Origin of the sequence: Pseudomonas guariconensis (assembly GCF_040822035.1) — a bacterium.
GTDB classification, from domain to species: Bacteria; Pseudomonadota; Gammaproteobacteria; order Pseudomonadales; family Pseudomonadaceae; genus Aquipseudomonas; species Aquipseudomonas guariconensis.
On record NZ_CP162012.1, the window covers coordinates 3,807,355 to 3,833,086 of the forward strand.

Genomic DNA, 25,732 nt, shown 5'->3' on the forward strand with positions numbered 1-25,732 from the left:
GCACGCATCATCAGATACAAAAAAAGGGCACCCGAAGGTGCCCTTTCTTCACTCTGCCGAACTTAGTTCAGCGCTGGCTGCTCGCCATTGATCGGGATGCGCTTTGGCTTGGCCTCTTCCGGCACGATGCGCAGCAAATCGATGCTGAGCAGACCGTTGGCCAGGCCCGCGGACTTCACTTCGATGTGGTCAGCCAGGCGGAAAGACAGCTTGAAGGCCCGTTGGGCAATGCCCTGGTGCAGATAGGTGACGCCTTCGGTGCTGTTGTCGCGCTTGCCACCGATAACGGTCAGGACGCCTTTTTCGACCTGCAGGTCGAGGTCCTGCTCCTGGAAACCGGCTGCGGCAACCACGATGCGATAGTGGTCATCGCCATGTTTTTCCACGTTGTAGGGAGGGTAGCTGCTACCCGCCTCGTTACGTGCCGCGGATTCGAACAGATCGTTGAAACGGTCGAAACCAACGGAATGACGGAACAGTGGAGCGAGAGAGAAAGCGGTAGTCATGGTCATGAACTCCTGAGATTCAGCAAGTTAAGTCACTACGCGACCCGGCTTCGGCATCGCGTACTCAAGAGATAGGGCCCGACAAGAGGGTTTCAAGAGGTCATCCAAAAATTTTTTCGAAGCCATGCCAGCGTCGGCTGGCACGGGACCAGCCGGCATTGCATGCTCAGGCAACGCAGGCGTCCAGCGCTAGCGCCTGCTCTACGCCTAGCAACCGGCTGATGCGCTGGCAATCATCCTCACGCCGCAGTTCGGCAAACAACACCACTGCCTCGGGATAACTACGGGTCAGCATGGCCAGCCACTGCTTCAAGCGCCCGGGCGCATAACGCGGCGACAGTTTGGCCTGAGCCTGACGCCAGAATTCATGCAGCAGCGGCATCAGGTCGTCCCAGGTCATCGGTCGGTAGTCCCGCCCGTCGCGAGCCGCGGCGATCTGCAAGCCCAGGTCCGGCCGCGACACCAGACCACGGCCGAGCATGATGTCTTCGGCCCCGCTGACTTGGCGGCAACGCCGCCAATCATCGACGGTCCAGATTTCACCATTGGCGAACACCGGCACTTTCACCACATCCTGCACCCGCGCCACCCATTCCCAATGGGCCGGCGGCTTGTAGCCCTCAACCTTGGTCCGGGCGTGCACCACCAGATGTTCGGCTCCACCTTCGGCCAGCGCAGTGGCGCATTCCAGGGCACCGTCCGGACTGTCGAAGCCTAGCCGCATCTTCGCGGTCACCGGAATGTGGGCCGGTACCGCACGACGAACCTCGTGGACGATGGCATGCAGCAACTCGGGCTCCTTGAGCAGCACCGCGCCACCTCGAGACTTGTTCACCGTCTTGGCCGGGCAACCGAAGTTCAGGTCGATCACCGGCGCGCCCAGCTCGCAGGCCAGCACGGCGTTGTCGGCCAGACAGGCCGGATCCGAACCCAGCAATTGCACGCGCATCGGCACCCCGGCTGCCGTCCGCGCGCCCTGGCGCAGCTCAGGCGCCAGCTTGTCGAACGACGAGGCCGGCAGCAGGCGATCACAGACACGGATGAACTCGGTGACACACCAGTCGATGCCGCCCACCCGGGTCAGGACGTCGCGCAGGATGTTGTCTACCAGCCCCTCCATGGGGGCCAGGGCAATTTGCATGTCAGGGTCTCGGCGAAAAAGGCGGCAGTCTAGCAAAAAAGACTGCCGGATCAGGCACCGGCCAGCGCCGGGCCGTAGCCTTCGATAAATTCTGCAGGCATGCGCTTGGGCTTGCCGCTGGACAACTCGATACAGGCAAAGGTGGTTTGCGCTCGCAATAGGGTGACGCCGTCACGCGGGCGCTTGAGCTGAAAGCGGCGGGTCATGCGTAGGCGCTGGTCCCAGTCGATGATCCAGGTGGCCAATTGCAACTCGTCGTCTTCATAGGCGGCGGCGAGGTAGTCGATCTCGTGGCGGACCACGGCCATGGCACGGTCCAGGCGGCGGTACTCGGCCAGATCCAGCCCCAGCCGCTGCGAATGACGCCAAGCGCAACGCTCCAGCCAGGTGACGTAGACCGCATTGTTGGCATGGCCGAGGCCGTCGATGTCCTCGGTGCCGACGCGAAGATCAATGATGAATGGCGATGCCAGATCCCAGCTCATGCCCGCTCCCCTTGGTCAGTGATCGGGCAGAGTGTACCGGATGCTCAGGCGCTTTGCCGTGCTCCTTGTGACGTGCGCGCCAGCAGCTCAAGCACCGCCTGATTCACCCGCGGATCAGCCAGCACACGCTGATGGCCACCCTCCTCCAACAACATCAGGCGGCTGTCGAACCAGGCGTTGTGGATGGCCTGAGCCTCACTGACCGGCACCAGGATATCGTCGCAGGCATGCACCACCAGGCCAGGCACGTCCAACTGGTAGCCGCTGACATCCAGCCGCGAGATCTGCACGCCAACTTCCTGCTCGACCTGGCGGATGAACGCTGCTCTAGCCCGCGCCGGTAGCCCCAGGCGATGGGCAAAACCTCGCAATACACCAAGCAATTGCGCCGGCGCAGCGATGCTCACCGCGGCCTCGGCACGCAGCCCCCATTGCAGAGCCAGCAGCATACTGGCCCCGCCCATGGAATGCCCCACCACCGCACGCAGCGGCGGCAATTCGGCAGCCGCCTCCAGCAAGGCGCGGGCAAACAGCCCTACATGGGCATGCTGCCCGGGAGACCGCCCGTGACCCGGCCCCTCAAGTGACACCACGGTGTGCCCGGCCGCTACGAGTGCCTCGATCAGGGCTGCGAACTGAGTGGGCCGACCTTCCCAACCGTGCATCATCAACACGGTCGGCCCCTTACCCCAGCGCAAGGCCGAGAGCCCAAAACGCAGGGTGATGCGCTCGGCCCTGGACAACAGGGGCAGTTCCCATTGCCGAGGCGGCAAAGGACGCGGGGTCATGAATGCGCGACGCATCTTGCCGGCGACATGCTCTGGGGCCAGGCGACCCAGAGTGCCATTGACGCCACGAATCCAGCTCAGAGTAGTCATCACCTTGCTCCAGAGGTCGGTTAGCTCAGATCACCGCCGATTTGGCGGCGCGCAGGATACGGTCGGACAGCTCGCTATCACCCAAGGCCCGCGCCAAGGTCAATCCGCCAATCATCAGGGATAGATCGGCAAAGGCCTTGTCGATGTCCTCTGGGCGATCAACCATTTGCGCGGTCATCAACTCGAGGTGCTCGGCCAACACCTCACGGAAGGTTTCGGGCAGGCGCTGCATCTCGCTCAGGGCAGTGGGCAGTGGACAGGCGTGCTCATGGGCATCGCGGTGCTTGCGCGACAAGTAGAACGCTGCCACCAGCGCACGTCGCCCTGCCCCATCGACGCTCGGGTCCACTTGGGCAAGCAAGGCTCGGCGCTCACAAAGCAACTGGCGAAATGCCTCGAGCATCAGCTCGTCCTTGCTGTCGAAATGGGCGTAGAAGCCCCCGACTGTCAGCCCGGCGGCCCCCATCACCTGACTTACGCTAGGGTCGGCGGGGCCTTGTTGAATCAAGGCACTGCGGGCTGCCGCCAGGATGCGCTCGCGGGTCTTGCTCTTCTTGTCACTCATGGCAACCTCGGAAATATTATGATCGGAATATTATTCCCATAATATTTTTTTGCAAGCAGAAAACCGCCATCCCGTCTGGAGGACTGTTTTTTTCGAGGCAGAAAAACAAAAGGCCCATTCAATAAGCGAATGAGCCTTTAAAGTCCCGCAAAACGCGGGGAAAAGTGGCGTCCCCTAGGGGACTCGAACCCCTGTTACCGCCGTGAAAGGGCGGTGTCCTAGGCCACTAGACGAAGGGGACGTGAACCTTCGTGCAGATCCGCTGATGCAGACCTTGGCAGAATTGGTGGAGCTAAGCGGGATCGAACCGCTGACCTCCTGCATGCCATGCAGGCGCTCTCCCAGCTGAGCTATAGCCCCAAAGTGAAAACAAAAGGCCCATCCAAACATGAGAATGAGCCTTTCAACTCCCGCAAAGCGCGGGTAAAAGTGGCGTCCCCTAGGGGACTCGAACCCCTGTTACCGCCGTGAAAGGGCGGTGTCCTAGGCCACTAGACGAAGGGGACAACAACCTTCGTGCCGATCCGTTTCCACGGACCGCGGCAAATTGGTGGAGCTAAGCGGGATCGAACCGCTGACCTCCTGCATGCCATGCAGGCGCTCTCCCAGCTGAGCTATAGCCCCGGATTTCTAGCCTCTCGGCCCAGCGACATCGAAATATCGCTTGTGCAAAACTGGCGTCCCCTAGGGGACTCGAACCCCTGTTACCGCCGTGAAAGGGCGGTGTCCTAGGCCACTAGACGAAGGGGACGAACCTTCTACCTCAAAGACCGGATTGCTGGAACCGATCTTTCTTCCCGATCAATTACCTTGATCGTGAAGCGGAATTTGGTGGAGCTAAGCGGGATCGAACCGCTGACCTCCTGCATGCCATGCAGGCGCTCTCCCAGCTGAGCTATAGCCCCACGATGTCGCGCTGAGCTGAAGTGCTGGCTGGGTGCCTTGCGCTTCGTTTTGCTCATCGCTGTGGACGGGGCGCATATTAAGTTCCGATTGCAGGGCTGTCAAACAAATTTTTGAAAATACCCAAAAATTTTTTCACAGATAACAATCACTTACCGCCCTGCCCTGAGGAACCCGCAACGCCGCGCCCGTAGGAGCAGGTTTGTCCGCGAATGCCGAGGTGAATGCACCTTCGTATACGCGGGCCAACCCGCCCCCACAGCTCAACGACGAGCCTCGGAAAGCTGTCAGGCGATGCTCGCCAGCAGTTTTTCCCATTCCTTGTTTTCTTTCTTCGACACGCCACCGAGCAAGTCCAACGCCTGGCGCAGACGGTAACGGGTCAGGTCAGGGCCGAGGATTTCCATGGCATCAAGCACCGATACCGAGCTGGCTTGGCCCGTGACGGCCGCGAACATCAGCGGCATGGCGTCACGCAGTTTCAACTCAAGGGCATCGACCACCGCCTGGATGCAGCCGGTGATACGGTCCTTCTCCCACTGGCGCAAGCTTTCAAGCTTCCACAGGATCAATTGCATGACCTGGCGCACCTGATCGGCGGACAGCTTCTTGCTCTCGAACAGCTTGGCATCGAGCTTGAGGGCACCTTCGAAGAAGAAGCCGCCCAGCGCAGCGATCTGGCTGAAGGTCTCGACCCGGCCCTGCACGTGTGGCGCGATCTTCATCATATAGTCGCTGTTGAAGGCCCACTTCTGCACGCGTGCGGCGAACTCTTCCACCGGCAGCTCGCGCAGCCACTGGCCATTGAGCCAGGACAGCTTTTCGATGTCGAAGATCGGACCACCCAAGGAGATGCGCGACAGGTCGAAGTGCTCGACCATCTCGGCCAGGGAGAACTTCTCGCGCTCGTCCGGCATCGACCAGCCCATGCGGCCCAAGTAGTTGAGCATGGCTTCAGGCATGAAGCCCATGCGCTCGTAGAACGTCACCGAGGTGGGGTTCTTGCGCTTGGACAGTTTGGATTTATCGGGGTTGCGCAGCAGCGGCATGTAGCAGAGCTTGGGCTGCTCCCAGCCGAAGTACTCGTACAGCTTGATCAATTTCGGCGCCGACGGCAGCCACTCCTCACCACGCAGGACGTGGGTGATGCCCATCAGATGGTCATCGACCACGTTGGCCAGGAAGTAGGTCGGCAGGCCGTCGTTTTTCATCAACACCTGCATATCCATGCGATCCCATGGGATCTCGACGTCGCCACGGAGCATGTCAGGAACCACGCAGACACCTTCGCTCGGCACCTTCATGCGGATCACATGGGGTTCGCCGGCGTCCAGTCGTCGCTGCACTTCCTCGGCGCTCAGCAACAGCGCGCGGCCGTCATAGCGCGGGGTCTCACCCCGGGCCATCTGCTCGGCACGCATCTGCTCCAGCTCTTCAGCGGTGCAGAAGCAATAGAAAGCGTGGCCGGCATCGACCAGTTGCTTGGCGTACTTGGCGTAGATCTCACCGCGCTCGCTCTGCCGGTATGGACCGTGGGGGCCGCCGACGTCCGGGCCTTCGTTCCATTCGATGCCGAGCCAACGCAGGGCGTCGAAGATCTGCTGCTCAGACTCACGGGTCGAGCGCAACTGGTCGGTATCTTCGATACGCAGGATGAACTCACCGCCGTGCTGCTTGGCAAAGCAGTAGTTGAACAGGGCGATGTAGGCGGTGCCGACATGGGGATCGCCGGTGGGCGATGGCGCGATGCGCGTGCGAACGGTGGTCATGGAGAGTCTCGAACGAAAGATGAAACAAAGGCGGGATGTTAGCAGGGAGCGGGCGTCCGGCTCCAGCAATGGCGCGATTGTCACTTGTGAGGGCGCCAGTACTGGCTGTTAAATTTACTTACATTTCTGGAACCATAGTACCCATGCCCGCCCAACTCAAACGTCGCCTGTTGATCTTCTTCACCCTGGTCCTGCTCGTCGCCCTCGCCTTCCTGGCCCATTGGTACTTCAAGGGCCGCTTCTACGAGAGCACCGACAATGCCTATGTCCAAGGTGAAATCACGCGCATCTCAAGCCAGCTCGGTGCCCGCATCGACAACGTCCTGGTCGAGGACAACCAGCATGTGACCAAGGGCGAGCTCCTGGTTCACCTGGAACGGGCCGATTTCGAACTGGCCGTCGAGCGCGCCCGGGCAGCCCTGGCCACCCGCGAAGCCGAACGTGAGCAGGCGCAAAGCCGGCTGACCCAGCAAGGCAGCCTGATCGCGGCCGGCCAAGCCCAGGTGGCCGCCAACCAGGCGACCTTCAACCGCTCGCAACTAGACCTCAACCGCGCCCAAGCCTTGCGTAAGCCGGGTTTTGTCTCTGAGGAACGTGTCACTACTCTCTCGGCAGAGAGTCACGTGGCCCGCTCCCAAGTCGACAAGGCCCAGGCCGATCTGCAAAGCCAGCGCCAGCAGGTCAATGCCTTGAGCGCTGACCTCAAGCGCCTCGATGCGCAGATCGCCAATGCTCGTGCCGACCTGGCCCAGGCCGAGCTGAACCTGAGCCGCTGCGAAATCCGCGCGCCGATCAGCGGCACCATCGGCCAACGCAACGCACGCAATGGACAGGTAGTGCAAGCTGGTGCCTACCTGCTATCGATCGTTCCGGATGAAGACATCTGGGTGCAGGCCAACTTCAAGGAGACCCAGATTGGCCGCATGCACCCAGGGCAACGCGCAGAGCTGGTGTTCGACAGCTACCCGGATACCCCAATAGAAGGCCAGGTGAACAGCCTGTTCGCCGCCTCCGGGGCACAGTTCAGCCTGCTGCCGCCGGACAACGCCACCGGCAATTTCACCAAGGTGGTCCAACGTATCCCGGTGAAGCTCACCTTTGCCGCGGACAACCCGCTGCATGGACGTATCCGTCCGGGCATGTCGGTAACCGTGACCGTTGACCTGCGCGATGCGGACGAAGGCCAAGATGGCCGGTGACGCGCTGATACGCCCCACTGCGGAGCCAAGCCGCCGCGACTGGATCGCGGTGATGAGCGCGATGCTCGGGGCCTTCATGGCGGTGCTGGATATCCAGATCACCAACTCATCGCTCAAAGACATTCAGGGCGCGCTTTCGGCCACCCTTGAGGAAGGCTCATGGATCTCCACCTCGTACCTTGTGGCGGAGATCATCATGATCCCTCTTACCGCCTGGCTGGTGCAGCTGCTCTCGGCCCGGCGCTTGGCGGTCTGGGTGTCACTGGGATTTCTCGCTTCCTCGCTGCTGTGCTCCATGGCCTGGAACCTGGAGAGCATGATCCTTTTTCGCGCTCTTCAGGGTTTCACCGGCGGCGCCCTGATCCCCCTGGCGTTCACCCTTACGCTCATCAAGCTGCCGGAGCACCAACGCGCCAAGGGCATGGCCATGTTTGCCATGACGGCCACGTTCGCCCCGTCGATCGGCCCGACACTGGGCGGCTGGCTGACCGAGAACTGGGGCTGGGAGTACATCTTTTATATCAATGTGCCACCAGGCATTGTGATGATCGCGGGCCTACTCTATGGTCTTGAGAAGAAAGAGGCCCATTGGGACCTGCTCAAGCGCACCGATTACGCCGGCATCGTCACGCTGGGGCTGGGCCTGGGCTGCTTGCAAGTGTTTCTAGAGGAAGGCCATCGCAAGGATTGGCTAGAGTCGAACCTGATCGTCAGCCTCGGCACGGTAGCACTGATAAGCCTGATCACGTTTGTCATCCTGCAGTTCTCCAGACCTCACCCGCTGATCAACCTGCGCATCCTCGGCAACCGCAATTTCGGGCTCAGCAGCGTGGCAAGCTTGGGGATGGGCGTAGGGTTGTATGGCTCGATCTACTTGTTGCCGCTGTACCTGGCGCAGGTCCAGGGCTACAACGCCTTGCAGATCGGCGAGGTGATCATGTGGATGGGGTTGCCGCAGCTGTTCCTGATTCCGCTGGTGCCGCTGCTGATGAAGGTGATTCCGCCCAAGGTCCTCTGCGCACTGGGCTTTTGCCTGTTCGGACTGGCCAGCTTCGGCTCAGGCGTATTGAACCCTGATTTTGCCGGGCCGCAATTCGATCAAATCCAGATCATCCGTGCCGTGGGGCAGCCGATGATCATGGTGACCATCTCGCTTATCGCCACCGCCTACATTCTGCCGGAAGACGCCGGCTCAGCGTCGAGCCTGTTCAACATCCTGCGCAATCTGGGCGGGGCGATCGGTATCGCCCTGCTGGCGACACTGCTGGACGCGCGAACCAAGGTGTATTTCGATTACCTGCGAGAATCAGTGGTGCCAAGCAATCCACAGGTGGCCGAACGGCTATCGCAGTTGGCCGAGCGGTTGGGCAGCGATAACGCGGCGCTGGGCAAACTGAGCGAGATCACCCACCAGCAAGCGCTGATCATGGCCTACAACGACGCCTTCCACTGGGTTGGCTTGGGACTGGTGGTGAGCATGGTGGCCGTGTTGCTGACCCGCAAGTTGCCACCGGGAATGAAGCCGGGCGAGGCCCATTGAATGGGTGTCGCCTGCCCTTTTCGCGGGCAAATCCGCGAAGAAGTCTTACAGGCACTCGAGCGATCAACTCACTATTAATCGATCGCGCAGTTGGGTGATCTCGTCGCGCAATTGGGCGGCCGCCTCGAACTCCAGGTCGCGGGCGTACTGGAACATCTTCTCTTCCAATTGCTTGATGCGCTTGGTGATCTGCGCCGGCGTCTGCAACTCAGCCTCGTTGCGGGCGCTCTCTTGCGCTGCCTTGGCCATGCTCTTGCGCTTCTTGCTGCGTCCGCCCGGAACGCTTGCGCCTTCCATGATGTCGGTGATGTCCTTGACCACGCCTTTGGGCACGATGCCGTGGGCCAGGTTGAATTCGATCTGCTTGGCCCGGCGTCGCTCGGTCTCGTCGATGGCCCGTTGCATGGAGCCGGTGACCTGGTCGGCATAAAGGATCGCCTTGCCGTTGAGGTTACGTGCGGCGCGGCCGATAGTCTGGATCAGGGAGCGTTCCGAACGCAGGAAACCTTCCTTGTCGGCATCCAGGATGGCCACCAGAGACACCTCGGGCATGTCCAGGCCCTCGCGCAACAGGTTGATGCCCACCAGCACGTCGAATGTACCCAAGCGCAGGTCACGGATGATCTCGACCCGTTCGACAGTATCGATGTCCGAGTGCAGGTAGCGTACCCGCACGTCGTGATCGGCCAGGTAGTCGGTAAGGTCCTCGGCCATGCGCTTGGTCAGGGTGGTGGCCAGCACCCGCTCGCCAGCACCCACGCGCTTGCGGATTTCCGACAGCAGGTCATCGACCTGGGTCAGGGCCGGCCGCACCTCCACCTGCGGATCCACTAGGCCGGTGGGGCGCACCACCTGCTCCACCACCCGCCCGGCGTGCTCGGCCTCGTACGGACCGGGGGTGGCCGAGACAAAGATGGTCTGCGGGCTGACGGCCTCCCACTCGTCAAAGCGCATGGGGCGGTTGTCCAGGGCCGATGGCAGACGGAAGCCGTACTCCACCAGAGTTTCTTTGCGCGAGCGGTCGCCCTTGTACATCGCACCGACCTGGGGAACGCTGACGTGGGATTCATCGATAACCAGCAACGCGTCCGCCGGCAGGTAGTCGTACAGGGTCGGTGGCGGCGCGCCGGCCGGTCGGCCGGACAGGTAGCGCGAGTAGTTTTCGATGCCGTTGCAGTAACCAAGCTCGAGGATCATCTCCAGGTCAAAGCGGGTGCGCTGCTCCAGACGCTGGGCCTCTACCAGCTTGTTCGCCTTCTGTAGGTAGTCCAGGCGGTCCTTGAGTTCTTCCTTGATGCCCTCCACTGCCTCGAGCAAGGTCTCGCGTGGCGTGACGTAGTGGCTCTTGGGGTAGAAGGTGAAGCGCGGCAGCTTACGGAAGACCTCGCCGGTGAGCGGGTCGAATGCGGCGATGTTCTCCACCTCATCGTCGAACAGCTCGATGCGGATGGCCTCAAGGTCCGATTCGGCCGGGAAGATATCCACCACATCCCCACGCACGCGGAAAGTGGCACGGGCGAAGTCCATCTCGTTGCGGGTGTATTGCAGGTCCGCCAGGCGGCGCAGCAGTGCGCGCTGGTCGAGTTTATCGCCACGATCGACGTGCAGGACCATCTTCAGGTAGGTCTCGGGGCTACCCAGGCCGTAGATGCAGGACACCGTGGTGACGATGATCGCGTCGCGGCGTTCCAGCAAGGCTTTGGTAGCCGACAGTCGCATCTGCTCGATGTGATCGTTGATCGAGGCGTCCTTCTCGATGAAGGTGTCGGACGAGGGCACGTAGGCCTCAGGCTGGTAGTAGTCGTAGTAGGAGACGAAATACTCCACTGCGTTGTTCGGAAAGAACGCCTTGAACTCGCCGTACAACTGCGCCGCCAGGGTCTTGTTCGGTGCCAGTACCAGGGTCGGACGCTGCACCTGCTGGATGACATTGGCGATGCTGAAGGTCTTGCCCGAGCCGGTCACGCCCAGCAGGGTCTGGTGCGAAAGCCCAGCCTCGATGCCTTCGACCATCAGTCGGATGGCTTCGGGCTGGTCGCCGGCCGGCTGGAAACGGGTGACGAGTTGGAACTCGGACATGACGGACCTCGCGGTAACGCAGCAACTGTAAATTTAGCCAGTAGTCTATACCCAAATGCGCTCGCCCGGGACCAGAATCAAGGTCAAGCTGCGAACGCGCATTACAGTGGACCGGGCAATTCGACCAATGGTTGAAAAATATTCGCACAAAAGCCCGGAAAACCTGCGCCAGACTGTCGCGGTGACCGATGGGTATCACTATACTGACTCCCCGTTTGCGCACCACTTCTGTGCACTCGGCCGGAGTGTGCGCGTCCTATCACTCTCCAATCAGAGCCAAGGTAACAATGAGCCTGTTTTCCGCTGTCGAGCTGGCACCCCGCGACCCCATCCTGGGCCTCAACGAAGCATTCAACGCCGACCCACGTACCGACAAGGTCAACCTGGGTGTAGGCGTGTACTGCAATGAGGAAGGCCGCATTCCGCTGCTGCGCGCCGTGATCGAAGCCGAGACCCAGCGTGCTGCCCAGCACGCCTCGCGCGGCTACCTGCCGATCGATGGTATCGCCACCTACGACCAGGCCGTACAGAAGCTGCTGTTCGGCGCCGAGTCGCCACTGCTGGCCGCTGGCCGCGTGGTCACCGTACAGGCCGTTGGCGGTACCGGTGCTCTGAAAATCGGCGCCGACTTCCTCAAGCGTATTTCGCCCAACGCCGTCGTAGCCATTAGCGATCCGAGCTGGGAAAACCACCGCGCCCTGTTCGAAAGCGCTGGCTTCCCGGTGCAGAACTACCGCTACTACGATGCGCCGAGCAATGACGTCAACCGCACTGGCATGCTCGAGGACCTGAACAATCTGCCTTCCGGCTCCATCGTCGTGCTGCACGCCTGCTGCCATAACCCGACCGGCGTCGACCTGACCCTGGACGATTGGAAAAACGTTCTGGACGTCGTCAAAGCCAAGGGCCACGTGCCCTTCCTGGACATGGCCTACCAGGGCTTCGGTGACGGCATCGCTGAGGACGCCTTCGCGGTGCGCCTGTTCGCCGAGTCGGGCATGGAGTTCTTCGTTTCCAGCTCGTTCTCCAAGTCGTTCTCGCTGTACGGCGAGCGCGTTGGTGCGCTGTCGATCGTCACCGCCTCGAAAGACGAAAGCACCCGTGTGCTGTCGCAGGTCAAGCGTGTCATCCGCACCACCTACTCCAACCCGCCGACTCACGGCGCGACCATCGTCGCCACCGTGCTCAACAACGCTGAACTGCGCCAAATGTGGGAAGCGGAGCTGGGAGAGATGCGCGAGCGTATCCACGGCATGCGCAAGCAGATGGTCGAGCTGCTGGCCCAGTACGGCGCCAAGCGCGACTTCAGCTTCGTGGGCCGCCAGGTGGGCATGTTCTCCTATTCGGGCCTGACCGTTGAACAAGTGGCCCGCCTGAAGAACGACTTCGGTATCTATGCCCTGGACACTGGCCGTATCGCCGTTGCCGCGTTGAACCAGAGCAACATCCACGTCGTCACCAAGGCCATCGTCGAAGTGCTGTAACTCATTGATTGCTCAGGGGGAAGCTTGACTTCCCCCTGGCGATCAGTAAGATACGCGCAGATTCCGCGATAGCTCAGTCGGTAGAGCAAATGACTGTTAATCATTGGGTCCCTGGTTCGAGTCCAGGTCGCGGAGCCAAACATTGAAAAAACCTCCAGACGCGCAAGCACTGGAGGTTTTTTCGTTTCTGCCGTTGCGTTCTATTTCAGTGGCTCGGTGACAGGTTTGCCCTCATCGACCAGACTCCAAACCAGCAGCTTGGCGGGCCGGCTCTGGCTGGCGTTACGCGACACACTGTGCACGGTACCCGGTGCCTCGTACCAGTACTCCCCTGCCTTGTAGATCCTTTCTCGCTCATCATTGAGCTTGGAAGCCACCGCCCCCTCGAGTACATAGGCCATAACCGCGCCAGGGTGCTGATGGGCCGGCGAGGCCTGTCCCGGTGCATAACTGACGGTGAGCATGACGGCTTTTTTGCCAGGCGCATTGCTGGGAAGCCGCTCTTGCAGGATCTTGACCTGATTGGGCTGCTCACCGTGGGCCCAGGCTGGCGCTTGTAGGCCCCAAAGGCCGCAGGACAGCAGCAAGACGAGGGAGTGATGGAGGGTTTTCATGGGTTTCTCCTGATGGGCGATTGCCAGCAGGTTATGTCCCGATGCGCTAGGGGCAAATGGCCAATTCAGCGAAAAAGCAGGAGGCCGATCGGCGTCGATCCTGGGCCGCTGTGCGCCCCATATCAACCTTCAGCTCTTCAAGGCCGACCGATCGGATAGAACTCGCCGCTACTCCAGACACCCAGCCACACTTGTCCGTCGATCTCGCGCGGCACCGCCAACTCGACCAATTGGTAGAATACGTTGCGGTGAATCAACGCCTCGAGGTTGCTGCGCATGAGGATATAAGGCGAAGGTTCCTGGGTTCGCGAATCGATTTCGACACGTAGGGGATGGTCCTTGCCAGCAGCGACCTGATCGTCGACGTTACTGGTAAAGCGCAGCACCTGTTGCTCGCCGCTGCCTTCCACATCCAGCGTGACAGCGACGAACGGTGCGTCATCGACGCGGATGCCGACCTTCTCCACCGGGGTAACCAGAAAATAGTCATCGCCGTCGCGGCGAATGATGGTGGAGAACAACCGCACCATCGGCTTGCGCCCGATAGGTGTGCCCAGGTAATACCACGTGCCATCCCGGGCGATGCGCATGTCGATGTCGCCGCAGAAGTCCGGGTTCCATAGATGCACCGGCGGCAAGCCCTTCTCCTTGGGGATCTGCGCCAGAAGATCGTTGGCCTTGCCGCTACCTGTCATGCCCCTGCCCTCAACGACTCATACCCACGAGACTACGAGCGTAATCGCGCATGGGCTGAGCAAGCAAATCTTCCGGCGCATTGTCGTGGAACGTCAACAAACCGCCACGGCTCTTGATACGTACGGTGTCGATCAGATAGCGAGTGCTAGTCTCGATCAGCATCATCTGTACCACGCCAGTGTCCACGCCCAAACGATCCACAGCCTGCTCGTCATACCATTCGTCCCCATTGCCGATGCGGTCGTCGCTACGAGCGAAGCGAGTGTACAGGACGTAATCGGCCCCAACCGAGCGCGCCTCGGCAATCGCCTCCTCCAGCCCCAACGGCCCCTGTGCACGACGTACCAGCGGGAAGTACTCGACAAAATTCTTGTAGGCTTCCTCGGCCACAGCGTTCTGGCGTGGAACCGGACCTTTGGCCGGCGGTACGAAGTGGCCTTGGCCGATGAAGATGAACGAATCTGGTTGCAGACGCACCGACAGGCTGCGCCGAGTCTCGCTGTGATCCAGCAGCCCAGCATCGCTCATGTGGTACCGAACGCCTTCTCCCATATCACTGACATTCATGCAGCCGCCCAACGCCATCAGGGCGAGCGACAAGACCAGGCTACGCATCATTCCTCCAGAACCCGGCGACGAAAAACCGGCGAATAGCCGCCAGATGCAGCTTTTGCGCCAGAATCAACCGCCGATCACTTTCATAATCGTCACCCCACCGGAAAACGCCACATCCTGCTTGTCCGCCAAAGCCTTGACCAATAACCGCTGCAGGCTGGGAAGCGCCTGGTGACGCGGCTTGTCGAGCAAATCGCCGACAAAATGCCGATTGCCCGATGACAAGCAGCCATGCAGCCAGCCCGTGGAGGACAAGCGCAGGCGTGAGCAGGTTCGGCAAAATGGCACGCTCTCGTTGGCAATCACGCCGAAATGCCCTTTGCCGGGAATGCGATAACGCATCGCAGTGGCATCGATAGGGGCACTCGCCTGTTGATAGGCATGAACTTGGCCGATCAACCCAAGCAGTTGCTCCAGGCTCACGAACTGCTGCAGAAAAGCGTTGTGATCGCGGGCCAGATGCCCCATGCGCATGAGCTCGATGAAGCGCAGCTCGTATCCTCGCTCCAGGCAATAATCCAGTAGCGGCAACACCTGATCGAGGTTCTGCCCACGCATCGGCACCATGTTCACTTTGATGCTCATACCAGCGGCACTGGCTTGCGCCATGCCGGTCAACACGCTCTGCAGGTCACCTCCGCGCGCAATTCGGCGAAACGCCTGCGGATCGAGGGTATCGAGGGAAACATTCAGGCGGCGAATACCAGCATCTAGCAACAGCGGCAGCTTGCGTGAAAGCAGCTGGCCATTGGTGGTCAGTCCGATCTCGGCCAGCCCCAGCTTGGCCACCGACTCCAGAAAACCTTCCAAGCGGGGACTGACCAAGGGCTCCCCCCCGGTAATCCGTAGTCGCTCGATGCCAGCCGCCTCGACCAGGTAGGCTACGCCGCGGGCCAGGGTTTGCGCCGGGAGTTCATCCTGTGCCGCCACCAGGCGCTTGCCATCAGGCACACAGTAGGTACAGGCGTAGTTGCAAGCAGCCGTCAGGCTGACACGCAGGTTGCGAAAACGCCTACCTTGACGATCGACGATCATGAATGACTCCGGCATGGAAGAATCGGGCCTGCAAAACCTGACTCAAAAATCAGGTTTTTGCAAGCCTCAATGCCGGACGGTGCAGGGAAAGGCCGGTCAGACCTTCAGTTTGCGATTTCCGGGTCGCGTTTGCGCTTGTTGCCCATGCGTACGCCGATGTCCATGAGGAACTGGAAGAAACCTTCCTGATCCTCCAGTACATTGCTCCAGAAGGGTGAGTGGTACAGCGCAACGGCGCCATGCACCAACGCCCAGGCGGCGCAATAGTGGAAGTATGGCGGCACGTCCTCGAGCTTGCCCTCGCTGATGCGCCCCTTGATCAAGAGGGTCAGGCGATCGAAATTGGAGGCACGGATGCGGTGCAGTTCGTCGACCATCTCCGGCACCTGGTTGCCCTTGACCACTTTCTCTTCCAGGCGGTCGAACAGCCGGTAGCGCTGCGGATCGCGCATGCGGAACTCGAAATAGGCGCGCGACAGGGCCTCCTTGTCACGGTCGACGTCGTCCGAATGCAACAGCGCGTTCAGGTCACGCTCATAGTCGAGCATCAGGCGCAGGTATATCTCCGCCTTGGACTTGAAGTGCTTGTAGATCGTGCCTTTGCCGATGCCCACGGCGTCGGCGATCATCTCGACGGTGACGCTGTCTTCCCCTTGTTCGAGAAACAGCTTGAGCGCGGTATCGAGGATCTCTTGTTCGCGGCGGCGAAACTCACGGACCTTACGAGGTTCTTTCTGCATAGGAAGGACTGGATGACAATCGAAGCGGATTATTATGCCTAACTTGCAGGAAATTGCACGGATCATCCAAGCATCTGTGTATCACGATACGTGCAAGGAAGCCCTCAAGCCTTTGGAAAATACGCCCAGCCATACAGGGATGGCCCAATGGTTCCAAGGCGTATTCCAAATCTGTTTAAAAAACGACCAGTTGTCGCTGGCACTGTGCCAAACCTGACCAATACTTGGAGTGTTGGCGCGGCGCATCCCCCCAAGTGGCGCGTCAATAAAGGTGCCCAGGGACCGCGGTACCTTTGTTTTACTCCTAATGGTCTTAACCCGGATTCCCCCCCCAGAACCCGGGTTTTTTTTGCCCGGATCCCCATGCGCGTTGCAGGGTCAGGGCACTCGGATCAACCAGCCACCCGCGCCAGCGGGAACAGTCGCTTGAAGTTGGCTGTGGTCTGCTCGGCCAAATGGGCATAGCTGACACCTCGCAGCGACGCCACGTACTCGGCCACTTCACGCACGTATTGCGGCAGATTCGGCTTGCCCCGGTATGGAATCGGCGCAAGGTATGGCGAGTCGGTCTCGACCAGCAGCCGGTCGGCAGGCACCTGACGGGCGACGTCACGCAGGGCATCGGCATTGCGGAAGGTGACAATGCCCGACAAAGAGATGTAATAACCCAGGTCCAAGGCTTGGCGGGCCATGTCCCAGTCTTCGGTGAAGCAGTGCAGCACACCGGCCTGGGGCAAGTTGGCCTCACGCAGCAACGCCAAGGTGTCGGCCCGTGCCGCGCGAGTATGAACGATCACCGGCTTGCCGGTCTGGCGCGACGCCTCCAGGTGCAGACGGAAGGATGCCTGCTGCAAAGCTGCCGCCTCCGGCTCGTAGTGGTAATCCAAACCCGTTTCGCCAATAGCGACGACGTGGGGGTGGGCCAGCTCACGCAGCAGCCACTCCAGCGCGGGTGTTTCACCGGGTGCAAGGTCCAACGGGTGCACCCCCACCGAGCAATCCACATCGGCGTATTGCTCGCTCAGCGCTTTGACGGCAGCGGCGTTCTCGGCGCTCACCCCGATACACAGAAAATGCCCGACACCCCGCTCCCGGGCGGTCTGCAGCGCCGCATCGAGGGAGCCCTGGTGGGCACTGAGGTCCAGACGATCAAGATGGCAATGGGAATCTACGAGCATGGGATGACGGCACACATGGAGAAAACGAAAGTATCAGCGGGCGCCAGGCAACTGGACCCAATGGGCCAGCAAGGCTTCCAGCAGCAGGACACGATTGAGGTTGGCCTTGGCCAGTACTTTCTGGCGCTGTTCGAGAATCCACGCCTGGACCTCCAGCACCCTGCCCTGTCGGCTCTTCTGCGCCAGATACTGAACCACCTTGCGCATATCGGCCAAGCCTAGCCCCTCTTCGTCCTGGGTCAATTGATAACGCAGAATCAGGTGCGACCAGTCACAGAACCAGTCGAACAACAAGAGCAAAGGGACGTTGCTCCAGGCCTCGGCGAGCTGACTGGGCGATTGCTGTTGCTTGAGCAGCTTCTTGACCCCTTCGGTGACCAGCGCACGCTGTTCACGCACGCCTTGTGCCTGCAGACTGACAGCCATCAACGGCGAGCCAGCAGCGAGGGCCAGTAGCTCATCGCGCTCCTCAGCGCTGCTCTCGGGCAAGGCACCGGCCAACCAAGCCTGGCTTTGAGCCAGGCTTGGTTGCGGGCATGCGATCTGCTGGCAACGGCTCTTGATAGTCGGCAGCAAGCGGCTCGGCTGATGACTGACCAGTAGCAACACGGTGTCGCCGGAGGGTTCCTCCAGGCTCTTGAGCAAGGCGTTCGATGCATTGACGTTCATTGCCTCGACCGGCTCGATCAGCACCACCTTGCGCCCGCCCTGTTGGGCAGTCTGCACCACGAAGGACACCAGCTCACGCACCTGGTCGATCTTGATCGGCTTGTCGGCCTCTTCGGGCTCTAGCACGAAGTTGTCCGGATGGCTCCCCGCCTTGAGCAGCAGACACGACTTGCACTGGCCACAGGCATCCAGCCCCTGGGGCTGTTGACATAGCAGGCGCGCCATCAGGCGCTCGGCCAAGGCGCGTTTACCGATGCCCTGCGGCCCGTGCAGGAGGTAGGCATGGGCGTGCTGAGCACGTCCAGACAGTTGCTCCCAAAGCCCCTGCTGCCAGGGATAGGCTTCAGCCACGGCACCGCTCCAAAATGCCAGGCAACAGTGCGTCGATGGCACGCTGCACAGCCTCCAGCGGTTGTGCGGCATCCAGCACGCTATAGCGCTGAGGGGCGCCTTGGGCTCGCTGCAGATACGCCTGCCGCACAGCCTCGAAGAAGGCCTGGCCTTCCTGCTCGAAGCGGTCCAGGCGACCACGGGCAGCAGCGCGCGCCAGGCCGACCTCGACCGGCAGGTCGAACACCAGAGTCAGATCCGGACGCAACGAGCCCTGGACAAAGGTTTCCAAGGTAGCGATACGCGCCTGGGGCAGCCCCCGGCCGCCGCCTTGATAGGCATAGGTGGCGTCGGTGAAGCGATCGCAAAGCACCACCGCACCACGCGCCAGAGCAGGACGAATGACCTGATCCAGGTGCTGAGCGCGGGCGGCGAACATCAGCAGCAGTTCGGTATCGACCGCCATGATCTCGTCACTGGGCGCCAGCAACAGTTCGCGGATCCGCTCGGCCAGCGGCGTACCACCGGGTTCGCGGGTCATGACCACGTCCAGCCCTTGCTCGCGCAAACGCTCGGCCAGGTATTCGCGATTGGTACTTTTGCCCGCGCCTTCGGGGCCTTCCAGGGTAATAAACAAGCCGCTCACTGGCAGTCCTTACTGTTGTTCGTCAGGTGCCGGCGCATCGCCCGGCGCAGGGTCGCTGGCAGGTGCATCGCCCTCAGGGATCGGGTTCTGACCCGACTCGGTCGGCGCCTGCTCGCTCGCATCCGGCTGCGTCTGCGGCGCGGGGCTGGAGCGGTAATCGGAGCGGCGCTTGAGCTGGAACTCACGCACCGCGCTATTGTGATCATCCAAGTCATCCGAGAACACATGGCTGCCATCGCCGCGGGCGACGAAATACAAGCTCGTGCCATCGGAGGGGTTCAGCGCGGCATGGATCGCCTCGCGACCGACCATGGCGATCGGTGTCGGCGGCAAGCCCGTCATGGTGTAGGTGTTGTAGGGCGTCGGCTCACGTAGGTCGGCCCGGGTGATCTTGCCGTTATAGCGCTCACCCATGCCGTAGATCACGGTCGGGTCGGTCTGCAGCATCATGCCCAGGCGCAGACGACGCACGAACACACCGGCGATCTGCCCGCGCTCTTGGGGAATACCGGTTTCCTTTTCCACCAGCGATGCCATGATCAGCGCTTGGTATGGGTCACGATAAGGCAAGTCAGTGGCCCGCTCGGCCCATTCCTTGGCCAGGACTTCCTCCAGGCGCATGTAGGCTTGCTGCAGCAGCTCGACATCGCTCATGCCCCGCACGAAACGGTAGGTGTCGGGGAAGAAACGACCTTCAGGAAACACGCCGGTATGCCCCAGCTTTTCCATCACCTCGGCGTCGGACAGGCCGTCAAGGGTGTGTTTGACCTTTTCGTGCTTGGCCACTGCGGCGCGCACCTGGCGGAAGGTCCAGCCCTCGACCAGGGTCAGGTTGTACTGCACCACATCGGCCCGGCGCCAGGCCTCGAACAGTTCGGCCACGGTCATGCCCGGAGACAGACGATATTCGCCGGTGTGCAATGGGGTGCCGGCCATGTTGAAACGCCAGTACAGGCGCAGCCAGACGGCATCATCGAGCAGTCCTTCGCTCTGCATGCGATAGAACATACGATTAGGGGTGGTGCCGCTGGGCACGTCGAGCAGTTGCTCCTGCGTCACGTGCAGAGGCTGCTCCAGAACCGAGTTGACCTTCCAGGCCGACCAGCCCACAGCAAGGCCAGCCAGGATCAACCCCATTTCCAGCAGCAGCAGGAATTTGCGTCTCACGAATCAGGTTTCCAGTAACGTACGGGCAACGGCCTGCAGTTTACGGGTGAGCGGGCCTGGCGGCCAGTTAAGCTTGAGTGCCGCGAATTCGCGCACCGGCCAGAGGCCATACACACTATTGCACAGGAACACTTCGTCAGCCTGCTCCAACTCCGCCAACGCGAGGTCGCGCACCTGGGTCTGGACACCGAGTGCTGCGGCCTGCTCGAGCAACGCCGCACGCATCACGCCCGCGACACCGCAGCGGCTCAGGTCCGCCGTCAGCAGCACACCGTCGCGCACCAGGAACAGGTTGCTGTACACCCCCTCGATCAGCCGCCCTTGCATGTCGCGCATCAGCCCTTCGGCGTGATCGGTGCCTTGCCATTCACTGCGGGCCAATACCTGTTCCAAGCGGTTCAGGTGTTTGAGCCCGGCCAGCAGCGGTTGTTCCGCCAGGCGGGTCTGGCAGTCGAACAGCCGTATGCCGTGCTCGGCGTTTTCCCGAGGATAGGCAGGCAACGGGCTGCCCTGGAGGATACGACGGGGCGCGGCACCGGCAGCAGGTGCATAGCCACGCAGGCTGTCGCCACGGGTGAGGATCAGCTTGGCCACGCCTTCACCGAGCTGGCTGGCGTAAGCGATGATTTCGTCGCGGATCAGTGGCAGGTCAGCCTCGATCGCCAGTCGCTGGCAACCCAATGCCAGGCGATCAAGGTGCTGCGTGAGCAGGCTAGGCCTGCCCGCACGCACGGCGATGGTCTCGAACAGGCCATCGCCATAGGCCAAGCCGCGGTTCTGCAGATTGAGTGCAGTCGCGGCCTGGCCGTCGATCCAACTGTGCATCAGCCGACGAACCGGCGGAACACCAGCGAACCGTTGGTCCCGCCAAAGCCGAAGGAGTTGGACAACACTACATCGATAGGCATGCTGCGGGCTTCGTGAGGCACGAAGTCAAGGTCGCAGCCGTCGTCCGGCTCGTCCAGATTGATGGTCGGCGGCGCCATCTGGCTGTTGATCGCCAGTACGCTGAAGATCGCTTCCACCGCACCGGCGGCGCCCAGCAGGTGGCCGGTCATCGACTTGGTCGAGCTCACGGCCAGCTTGTAGGCGTGCTCGCCGAACACCCGCTTGATCGCGGCCACTTCGGCGATGTCGCCCGCCGGGGTCGAGGTACCATGGGCGTTGATGTAGCTGACCTCTTCCGGCTGAATGCCAGCGTCACGCAGGGCATTGGTCATGCAGCGCGCAGCGCCATCACCGGTGTCGGGCGGTGAAGTCATGTGGTAGGCATCCCCGCTCATGCCAAAGCCAACCAGCTCGGCATAGATCGTCGCGCCTCGGGCCTTGGCATGCTCGAGTTCTTCGAGAACCAGGGCACCAGCACCATCGGAAAGCACGAAGCCATCACGGCCTTTGTCCCATGGACGGCTGGCGCGGGTCGGCTCATCATTGCGCGTCGACAGTGCACGGGAGGCGCCAAAGCCCCCCATGCCCAGACCACAGGCTGCCATTTCGGCACCGCCGGCGATCATCACGTCGGCTTCACCGTAGGCGATGTTGCGCGCGGCCATGCCGATGCAGTGGGTGCCGGTGGTGCATGCAGTGGCGATAGCGTAGTTCGGTCCCTGCAGACCCAGGTGGATCGACAGGAAGCCCGAGATCATATTGATGATCGAACCCGGCACGAAGAACGGCGAAATCCGCCGCGGCCCTTGATCATGCAAGGTGCGACTGGTTTCTTCGATGTTGGTCAGGCCGCCGATGCCCGAGCCCATGGCCACGCCGATACGCTCGCGGTTGGCGTCGGTGACTTCCAGGCCGGCATTGCGTACCGCCTGGAAACCGGCCGCCAGGCCGTACTGGATGAACAGGTCGAGCTTGCGAGCTTCCTTGGCCGACAGGTACTGCTCAACCTCAAAGCCCTTCACCGAGCCGCCAAAACGGGTGGTATAGGCAGACAGGTCCGTGTGTTCGATCGGCCCAATGCCACTGCGGCCAGCCAGAATGCCCTGCCAAGTGCTCGGTACATCGGTACCCAGTGGCGACAGCATACCCATACCGGTGACCACGACGCGTCTACGCGACACAGTACTCTCCTCTTCTAATAACAGAGTCTCTTGCCATTGCATTCAGGCAATGGAATGAAATGGCAACAGGCTCTCGGCACTCGCAAAGAAAAAACCGCACGCCGGCAAAGGCAGTGCGGTTTTTCCCGACAAGAAGCGTCGACTACTGCGTCTTAGGCCTGGTGGCTTTTGACGTAGTCGATAGCAGCTTGAACGGTAGTGATCTTCTCGGCTTCTTCGTCAGGGATTTCGGTCTCGAATTCCTCTTCCAGAGCCATCACCAGCTCAACGGTGTCAAGCGAATCGGCACCCAGGTCATCGACGAAGGACTTCTCAGCAGTCACTTCCTCTTCCTTGACGCCCAGTTGCTCGGCGACGATTTTCTTGACGCGTTCTTCGATGGTGCTCATACCTAGTTTTCACTCCTAATGGACATATGTCAGGCAGCTGGCCGGTGACCAAGTTTATAGAAAGACGCCTGCTTTTCAAGCGGAACGCGCCGATCTCGAAGTCACCTGACCCTCTGCCTGGAATCTGGTTGCAGCTTTATAACGGATTTTAGGCTCCGTGTATGACACTTTTTTGAAGCAATCCGTCACATTGATGCTGCAGGTTTTTACATGTACATCCCGCCGTTGACCGGCACGGTGGCGCCCGTCACGTAGGCCGCGCCATCGGATGCCAGGAAGGAAACCACCTTGGCGATCTCGTCGGCGTGACCCAGACGACCCAGCGGAATCTGCGACTGCAGAGCTTCGCGCTGTGCTTCTGGAAGCTCACGGGTCATATCGGTATCGATGAAGCCCGGAGTCACCGAGTTGACGGTGATGTTGCGCGAGCCCACTTCACGCGCCAAGGCACGACTGAAGCCTTCCAAACCGGCCTTGGCGGCAGCATAGTTGACCTGACCGACGTTACCCATGGCACCGACGACCGAGCCGATGCTGATGATACGACCCCAGCGTGCCTTGGTCATGCCGCGCAGCACGCCCTTGGACAGACGGTAGAGGCTGTTGAGGTTGGTGTCGACCACGTCGAACCACTCATCATCCTTCATGCGCAGCATCAGGTTATCGCGGGTGATACCCGCGTTGTTGACCAAGATGGCCGGTGCGCCGAACTGCTCACCGATGGCTGCGAGCACGGCACTGACCGACTCGTCGCTGGTCACATTCAGCTCCATGCCGGTGCCATTGATGCCGTGTTCCTTCAGGGTCGCGGCGATACGTTCGGCACCCGAGGCCGAGGTAGCGGTGCCGATCACGGTCGCGCCCTGGCGGCCCAGTTCCAGGGCGATAGCCTGGCCGATACCGCGGCTGGCGCCGGTGACCAGGGCAACTTTACCTTGCAGGCTCATGCAAGCTTCTCCAGTTTCAGGCCAGCGCCGCACGGGTGGCGGCGGCGTCAGGGGTATTGAGGTTGTAGGTGGTCACGCCATCGGCGCACCGCTTGTTCAGACCAGCCAGGACTTTACCAGGGCCACACTCGACCAGGTTGACCGCACCATTGGCGGCCAGGGTCTGCACGCACTCGACCCAACGCACAGGCTGGTACAGCTGGGCCAGCAAGTCCTGCTTTAGGGCAGTCAGGTCGGCGGCGATCGCGGCGGTGACATTCTGCACGACCGGAATCTGCGGGGCCTTCCACTCGATGGCGTTGACCGCCTCGGCGAAGCGCTCGGCGGCAGGCTTCATCAATGCACAGTGCGACGGCACGCTGACCGCCAGCGGCAGCGCACGCTTGGCACCCTTGGCTTTGCACAGTTCCATAGCGCGATCCACCGCGGCCTTGTTGCCGGCGATGACCACCTGGCCTGGCGAGTTGAAGTTGACCGCGCTGACCACTTCATCTTCAGCCGCTTCCGCACAGATCGCCACAACATCGGCATCATCCAGGCCCAAGATTGCCGCCATCGCACCGTGACCTGCAGGAACGGCCTCTTGCATAAGCTGGCCACGACGCTCGACCAGGCGAACGGCATCTTTCAGGCTCAGGCTGCCAGCAGCGACCAACGCGCTGTACTCGCCCAGGCTATGGCCGGAAACGAAGGCCGGTTGCGCACCACCCTCTTCCAGCCACAGGCGCCACAGGGCAATGGATGCAGTGAGGATCGCCGGCTGGGTTTTGTCGGTTTGGTTGAGTTGTTCCTCCGGACCTTGCTGGACCAGCTGCCACAGGTCATAGCCCAGAGCCTCGGAAGCCTCCTTGAAGGTCTCGACGATTACCGGTTTCTCTGCGCCGAGTTCGGCGAGCATGCCCAGCGACTGGGAACCTTGACCGGGAAAGACGAATGCGAGGGATGCAGACATTGAACAAGCCCTTATGATCTTGTCGTCGGATAGGGTGCGTCGAGCCCAGGGCTGGACGCGGAAACTGAAAACTTGGATGGGAAAAGAGACCAAGCGGTCACATTTAACCATTTCACGGCGGGAATTAAAGCAAGAGATCTTCCAGGCGACCATGCAGGCGTTGCGGCAGGTTCTCCTGGATTTCGATCAGCGCACGCTGGATGGCGCTCTGGAAGCCCTGCACTCCGGCAGAACCATGGCTCTTGATGACGATACCTTGCAGACCGAGGAAGCTCGCGCCATTGTGCCGCGCCGGGGCCAGGTCGGCCTGCAGTCGCTTGAGCAGGGGCATGGCCATGGCACCAGCGGCCCGGGCCAACACACTCCCCTTGAATAGCGCCTCGATGCGCGCACCGATCATGGTGGCCAGACCTTCGCTGGACTTGAGCAGGATATTGCCGACGAAACCGTCGCACACCACCACATCGGCCTCACCACGGTAGAGGCCATCGCCCTCGACGAAACCAATGTAGTTGAGCCCGCGAGCATTCTGCAAAAGGCTCGCTGCAAGCTTGACCTGCTGATTGCCTTTGATGTCCTCGGTGCCAACATTGAGCAGCGCTACCCGCGGACGATGGATTCCCAGCGCCTGGGCGGCCACTGATCCCATCACGGCGAACTGGTAGAGGTTCTCGGCGCTGCAATCGACATTGGCGCCAAGATCCAACAGCTGGCAATACCCTGCCTGCGTGGGGATCGCCGCCACCATCGCCGGCCGGTCGATGCCCGGCAGCGTCTTGAGCACGAAGCGCGACAGCGCCATGAGCGCACCGGTATTTCCGGCGCTCACGCAGGCCTGCGCCTTGCCATCACGCACCAGTTCCAGGGCGACGCGCATCGACGAGTCAGGTTTACCCCGCAATGCCTGTGATGGCCGCTCGTCCATACCCACCACTTCGCTTGCCGCTACGATTTGCAGGCGCGCGCGATCCGCAGCCGGCAGACTGCTGACAAGATCTTCGAGGAGGGAGGGTTGACCGACGAGGGTCAGATGTAACGAGGGGGTAGCCGAGAGGCAAGCAATACTTGCCTGAACAATGCTGCGGGGACCGAAGTCCCCGCCCATTGCGTCGATCGCGATGATCTGAGCGGACAAG

General features: G+C 61.3%; 25 protein-coding genes and 7 tRNA genes. 4 read left to right on the forward strand and 28 right to left on the reverse strand.

Features of this window, described 5'->3' with window-relative positions; translation table 11 throughout:
• Positions 1-62 precede the first annotated feature (62 nt).
• The 12 genes from AB1N67_RS17555 to gltX form a co-directional block, all read right to left on the reverse strand.
• Positions 63-506, reverse strand: a complete 444-nt coding sequence (locus AB1N67_RS17555) for an Hsp20 family protein (RefSeq protein ID WP_043215803.1) — start codon at positions 504-506, stop codon at positions 63-65.
• Between the two features lie 166 nt (positions 507-672).
• The gene (locus tag AB1N67_RS17560) at positions 673-1,647 is read right to left on the reverse strand and encodes a tRNA-dihydrouridine synthase (protein WP_197853108.1); all 975 of its coding nucleotides are present in this window, start codon (positions 1,645-1,647) and stop codon (positions 673-675) included.
• 50 nt (positions 1,648-1,697) lie between these two features.
• On the reverse strand, positions 1,698-2,132 hold the full coding sequence (locus tag AB1N67_RS17565) for a thioesterase family protein (RefSeq protein ID WP_043215805.1): 435 nt from the start codon (positions 2,130-2,132) through the stop codon (positions 1,698-1,700).
• 44 nt (positions 2,133-2,176) lie between these two features.
• Positions 2,177-3,010, reverse strand: coding sequence for an alpha/beta fold hydrolase (locus AB1N67_RS17570; RefSeq protein WP_043215806.1), 834 nt, complete (start codon positions 3,008-3,010; stop codon positions 2,177-2,179).
• A gap of 25 nt (positions 3,011-3,035) precedes the next feature.
• Positions 3,036-3,575 carry a TetR/AcrR family transcriptional regulator gene (locus AB1N67_RS17575; protein ID WP_043215808.1) on the reverse strand — a complete coding sequence of 180 codons (540 nt, stop codon included), beginning with the start codon at positions 3,573-3,575 and terminating at the stop codon, positions 3,036-3,038.
• A 165-nt stretch (positions 3,576-3,740) separates the two neighbouring features.
• Positions 3,741-3,816: transfer RNA gene (locus AB1N67_RS17580), tRNA-Glu, on the reverse strand.
• Between the two features lie 43 nt (positions 3,817-3,859).
• Positions 3,860-3,935: transfer RNA gene (locus AB1N67_RS17585), tRNA-Ala, on the reverse strand.
• A 70-nt stretch (positions 3,936-4,005) separates the two neighbouring features.
• A tRNA-Glu gene (locus tag AB1N67_RS17590) sits at positions 4,006-4,081 on the reverse strand.
• 42 nt (positions 4,082-4,123) lie between these two features.
• A tRNA-Ala gene (locus AB1N67_RS17595) sits at positions 4,124-4,199 on the reverse strand.
• A 51-nt stretch (positions 4,200-4,250) separates the two neighbouring features.
• Positions 4,251-4,326: transfer RNA gene (locus tag AB1N67_RS17600), tRNA-Glu, on the reverse strand.
• Between the two features lie 78 nt (positions 4,327-4,404).
• Positions 4,405-4,480: transfer RNA gene (locus tag AB1N67_RS17605), tRNA-Ala, on the reverse strand.
• A gap of 285 nt (positions 4,481-4,765) precedes the next feature.
• Complete coding sequence (gene gltX / locus AB1N67_RS17610) at positions 4,766-6,247, reverse strand: glutamate--tRNA ligase (protein ID WP_043215431.1); 1,482 nt, start codon at positions 6,245-6,247, stop codon at positions 4,766-4,768.
• Between the two features lie 143 nt (positions 6,248-6,390).
• Here gltX and AB1N67_RS17615 point away from each other — a divergent pair, with 143 nt between their 5' ends.
• The gene (locus AB1N67_RS17615) at positions 6,391-7,446 is read left to right on the forward strand and encodes an HlyD family secretion protein (RefSeq protein ID WP_043215434.1); all 1,056 of its coding nucleotides are present in this window, start codon (positions 6,391-6,393) and stop codon (positions 7,444-7,446) included.
• Between the two features lie 49 nt (positions 7,447-7,495).
• On the forward strand, positions 7,496-8,986 hold the full coding sequence (locus AB1N67_RS17620) for a DHA2 family efflux MFS transporter permease subunit (RefSeq protein ID WP_178113778.1): 1,491 nt from the start codon (positions 7,496-7,498) through the stop codon (positions 8,984-8,986).
• A gap of 63 nt (positions 8,987-9,049) precedes the next feature.
• Here the strand turns inward: AB1N67_RS17620 and uvrB are convergent, their stop codons facing one another.
• On the reverse strand, positions 9,050-11,065 hold the full coding sequence (gene uvrB, locus AB1N67_RS17625) for an excinuclease ABC subunit UvrB (RefSeq protein ID WP_043215438.1): 2,016 nt from the start codon (positions 11,063-11,065) through the stop codon (positions 9,050-9,052).
• A 287-nt stretch (positions 11,066-11,352) separates the two neighbouring features.
• On the opposite strand from uvrB, the gene AB1N67_RS17630 reads away from it, so the two are divergent.
• Together AB1N67_RS17630 and AB1N67_RS17635 are read left to right on the forward strand one after the other, a co-directional pair.
• Positions 11,353-12,549 (forward strand): amino acid aminotransferase, encoded by a 1,197-nt coding sequence (locus AB1N67_RS17630; RefSeq protein WP_102082656.1) that lies wholly within the window; start codon positions 11,353-11,355, stop codon positions 12,547-12,549.
• Between the two features lie 62 nt (positions 12,550-12,611).
• A tRNA-Asn gene (locus tag AB1N67_RS17635) sits at positions 12,612-12,687 on the forward strand.
• A 62-nt stretch (positions 12,688-12,749) separates the two neighbouring features.
• Here the strand turns inward: AB1N67_RS17635 and AB1N67_RS17640 are convergent.
• From AB1N67_RS17640 to plsX, 15 genes are all read right to left on the reverse strand, one after another.
• Complete coding sequence (locus tag AB1N67_RS17640) at positions 12,750-13,163, reverse strand: cupin domain-containing protein (protein WP_317847185.1); 414 nt, start codon at positions 13,161-13,163, stop codon at positions 12,750-12,752.
• 137 nt (positions 13,164-13,300) lie between these two features.
• Entirely contained in the window at positions 13,301-13,858 is a 558-nt protein-coding gene (locus tag AB1N67_RS17645; RefSeq protein ID WP_090343793.1) for a DUF1285 domain-containing protein, read from the reverse strand.
• Between the two features lie 10 nt (positions 13,859-13,868).
• Positions 13,869-14,474 carry a DUF4823 domain-containing protein gene (locus AB1N67_RS17650; protein ID WP_043215446.1) on the reverse strand — a complete coding sequence of 202 codons (606 nt, stop codon included), beginning with the start codon at positions 14,472-14,474 and terminating at the stop codon, positions 13,869-13,871.
• 66 nt (positions 14,475-14,540) lie between these two features.
• Positions 14,541-15,509: a GTP 3',8-cyclase MoaA gene (locus AB1N67_RS17655; RefSeq protein ID WP_043215448.1), complete on the reverse strand. Its 969-nt coding sequence runs from the start codon at positions 15,507-15,509 to the stop codon at positions 14,541-14,543.
• A gap of 104 nt (positions 15,510-15,613) precedes the next feature.
• A complete protein-coding gene (locus tag AB1N67_RS17660; RefSeq protein ID WP_043215450.1) occupies positions 15,614-16,249 on the reverse strand; it encodes a TetR/AcrR family transcriptional regulator in 636 nt (211 codons plus the stop codon).
• Positions 16,250-16,641: 392 nt separating this feature from the next.
• A complete protein-coding gene (locus tag AB1N67_RS17665; RefSeq protein ID WP_090343791.1) occupies positions 16,642-17,427 on the reverse strand; it encodes a TatD family hydrolase in 786 nt (261 codons plus the stop codon).
• Positions 17,428-17,460: 33 nt separating this feature from the next.
• Entirely contained in the window at positions 17,461-18,447 is a 987-nt protein-coding gene (locus tag AB1N67_RS17670) for a DNA polymerase III subunit delta' (protein WP_324725170.1), read from the reverse strand.
• A complete protein-coding gene (tmk, locus tag AB1N67_RS17675) occupies positions 18,440-19,072 on the reverse strand; it encodes a dTMP kinase (protein WP_090343787.1) in 633 nt (210 codons plus the stop codon). The genes AB1N67_RS17670 and tmk overlap by 8 nt, the downstream gene beginning before the upstream one ends.
• Before the next feature lie 9 nt (positions 19,073-19,081).
• Entirely contained in the window at positions 19,082-20,239 is a 1,158-nt protein-coding gene (gene mltG, locus AB1N67_RS17680; protein WP_182815981.1) for an endolytic transglycosylase MltG, read from the reverse strand.
• Positions 20,240-20,242: 3 nt separating this feature from the next.
• Positions 20,243-21,064 (reverse strand): aminodeoxychorismate lyase, encoded by an 822-nt coding sequence (pabC, locus tag AB1N67_RS17685; RefSeq protein WP_182815983.1) that lies wholly within the window; start codon positions 21,062-21,064, stop codon positions 20,243-20,245.
• Positions 21,064-22,308, reverse strand: coding sequence for a beta-ketoacyl-ACP synthase II (gene fabF, locus AB1N67_RS17690; RefSeq protein WP_043214415.1), 1,245 nt, complete (start codon positions 22,306-22,308; stop codon positions 21,064-21,066). Before fabF ends, pabC begins: the two co-directional genes overlap by 1 nt.
• Positions 22,309-22,460: 152 nt before the next feature.
• Complete coding sequence (gene acpP / locus AB1N67_RS17695) at positions 22,461-22,697, reverse strand: acyl carrier protein (protein ID WP_043214413.1); 237 nt, start codon at positions 22,695-22,697, stop codon at positions 22,461-22,463.
• Positions 22,698-22,903: 206 nt separating this feature from the next.
• The gene (gene fabG, locus AB1N67_RS17700; RefSeq protein ID WP_043214411.1) at positions 22,904-23,644 is read right to left on the reverse strand and encodes a 3-oxoacyl-ACP reductase FabG; all 741 of its coding nucleotides are present in this window, start codon (positions 23,642-23,644) and stop codon (positions 22,904-22,906) included.
• Positions 23,645-23,660: 16 nt separating this feature from the next.
• Positions 23,661-24,596: an ACP S-malonyltransferase gene (gene fabD / locus AB1N67_RS17705; protein WP_367863323.1), complete on the reverse strand. Its 936-nt coding sequence runs from the start codon at positions 24,594-24,596 to the stop codon at positions 23,661-23,663.
• A 124-nt stretch (positions 24,597-24,720) separates the two neighbouring features.
• Positions 24,721-25,731: a phosphate acyltransferase PlsX gene (plsX, locus tag AB1N67_RS17710; protein WP_090343783.1), complete on the reverse strand. Its 1,011-nt coding sequence runs from the start codon at positions 25,729-25,731 to the stop codon at positions 24,721-24,723.
• Between the last annotated feature and the right edge of the window lies 1 nt (position 25,732).